Annotated in this window: 1 protein-coding gene and 1 pseudogene; both read left to right on the top strand. The window is 75.3% G+C overall.

Going from position 1 to position 1,515, the window contains the following annotated elements; all coding sequences use genetic code 11:
- The first annotated feature begins 39 nt into the window (after window positions 1–39).
- Window positions 40–720, top strand: coding sequence for an SGNH/GDSL hydrolase family protein (locus tag NBW84_RS14210; RefSeq protein WP_250285205.1), 681 nt, complete (start codon window positions 40–42; stop codon window positions 718–720).
- Window positions 717–1,515 (top strand): annotated as a pseudogene (locus NBW84_RS14205) (iron-containing redox enzyme family protein); the annotation flags it as partial. The gene NBW84_RS14210 and the pseudogene NBW84_RS14205, both read left to right, overlap by 4 nt.

The raw sequence follows: 1,515 nt of genomic DNA, 5'->3' as shown, positions 1-1,515 counted from the left end.
GAAACAGGCGCATTGGCCAGAACAGGTGAACCGGGCGAAATGACGGAGGCCACCGACCCGTACGTCCTGTCCACCGAAGCCGGCGCGCGGCTGTTGGCGGGCACGCCGTGGCGGCGGATCGCGGTGCTTGGCGACAGCATCTCGGCCGGCATCCGCGAGGCCGTTCCCGGTTACCAGGACCTGTCCTGGGTGGACCGGATCAGCGCCGTGCTGCGCCGCGTCCACCCCGACCTCGACGAGATCCGGCTGGCCAGGCGCGATCTGACGCTCACCGAGATCCGCCGGACGCAGCTGCGGCCGGCCCTGGACTTCCGGCCCGACCTGCTGTTCCTCTCCGGCGGCGGCAACGACTTCATCAGGCCGGGGTTCGACCCGGCCACCGTGCGCGCCGAGCTGACCGAGATCGTCTCCAGGGTCCGGGCGACCGGCGCCGACGTCCTCACCGTCGGGATGCTCGACATCGGCCAGGCGGGCATCGTCCCCGCGAAACAGGCGATGATGATCAGCAGGGCGACCAGGATCGTCGCCCGGATCACGCGGGAGGTCGCCCAGGAACACGGCGCGATCTTCGTCTCGCTCACCGACCATCCGCTCCGCGCCGACCCCGGCATCTACTGCGGCGACGGGCTGCACCTCAACTGCCGCGGCCAGGCGTTCGAGGCCGCCGAGAAGACGCGCGCGCTCGCCGCCCACCTGGCCGCGAGGAGCGAAGCCGCATGACGGACCTGACGACGTCGCTGCCGCGGGGCCCGTTCGAGTGCGGCCCGGCCGCGTTCGCCGAGGCGGCCGCGGCGGTGGCCGGGCCGCCGGCCGCGCTGTACCGCCGGCTGCTGGTCGAGCAGGAGTCCGAGGCGACGCTGGTAGCCGCCCGCCGGGTGCTCGCAGCCTTCCTGCCGGACGGCACCGGCCCGGACGAGGGCGCGGATCCGGCCGGACGCCCGGACAGCCAGCCGGACAGGAGCCGGGCCGGGCAGCCGGACGAGCGCGCGGCGGCCAGGCGTCCGGACGGGTGGGCGGACGGGCCACTGGACGAGGAGCTGCTGTTCGCCGAGCTGGCCGATGCCCGGGCCGCGATCGTGCGGACCGCCGCGCGGCTGCGCGCCGGCCCGGCCGGGACCGTGGCCACCGTGCTGCGGCAGCGTGCCCCGCTCGCGCTGATCGAGGGCTGCTGGCTCGACACCGTGTCGCAGCCGGCTACCCAGCCCGCCGTGATCGTCAACCGGCTGGGCGCCGAGCGGCTGGAGCTGCTCGGGGACGGCGTGGCCGAGCGCACCCTGGCCGCCCGGCGCCGCCAGCTGCTGGCGGAGCACGGCGTGGAGCTCCCCGACCCGCTGGCCACCGACTTCCTGACCGCGGCACAGGCCCGGCCGCTCACCGTGATGACGGCCGTCTTCTATCTGGCGCTGTCCCGGCTGCCGGCCAGTTTCCTGCCCGAGGTGGTCGGCGCGCACTGCGCCTTCCGGGCGCTGGGCACCGACGCCGCGCTGCTCGGGCCGTCCGGCCCGGCCGGACTCG

Source organism: Protofrankia sp. CiP1_Cm_nod2 (genome assembly GCF_920664355.1).
Taxonomy (GTDB): Bacteria; Actinomycetota; Actinomycetes; order Frankiales; family Frankiaceae; genus Protofrankia.
This window is presented reverse-complemented; position numbering and strand designations above follow the sequence as displayed.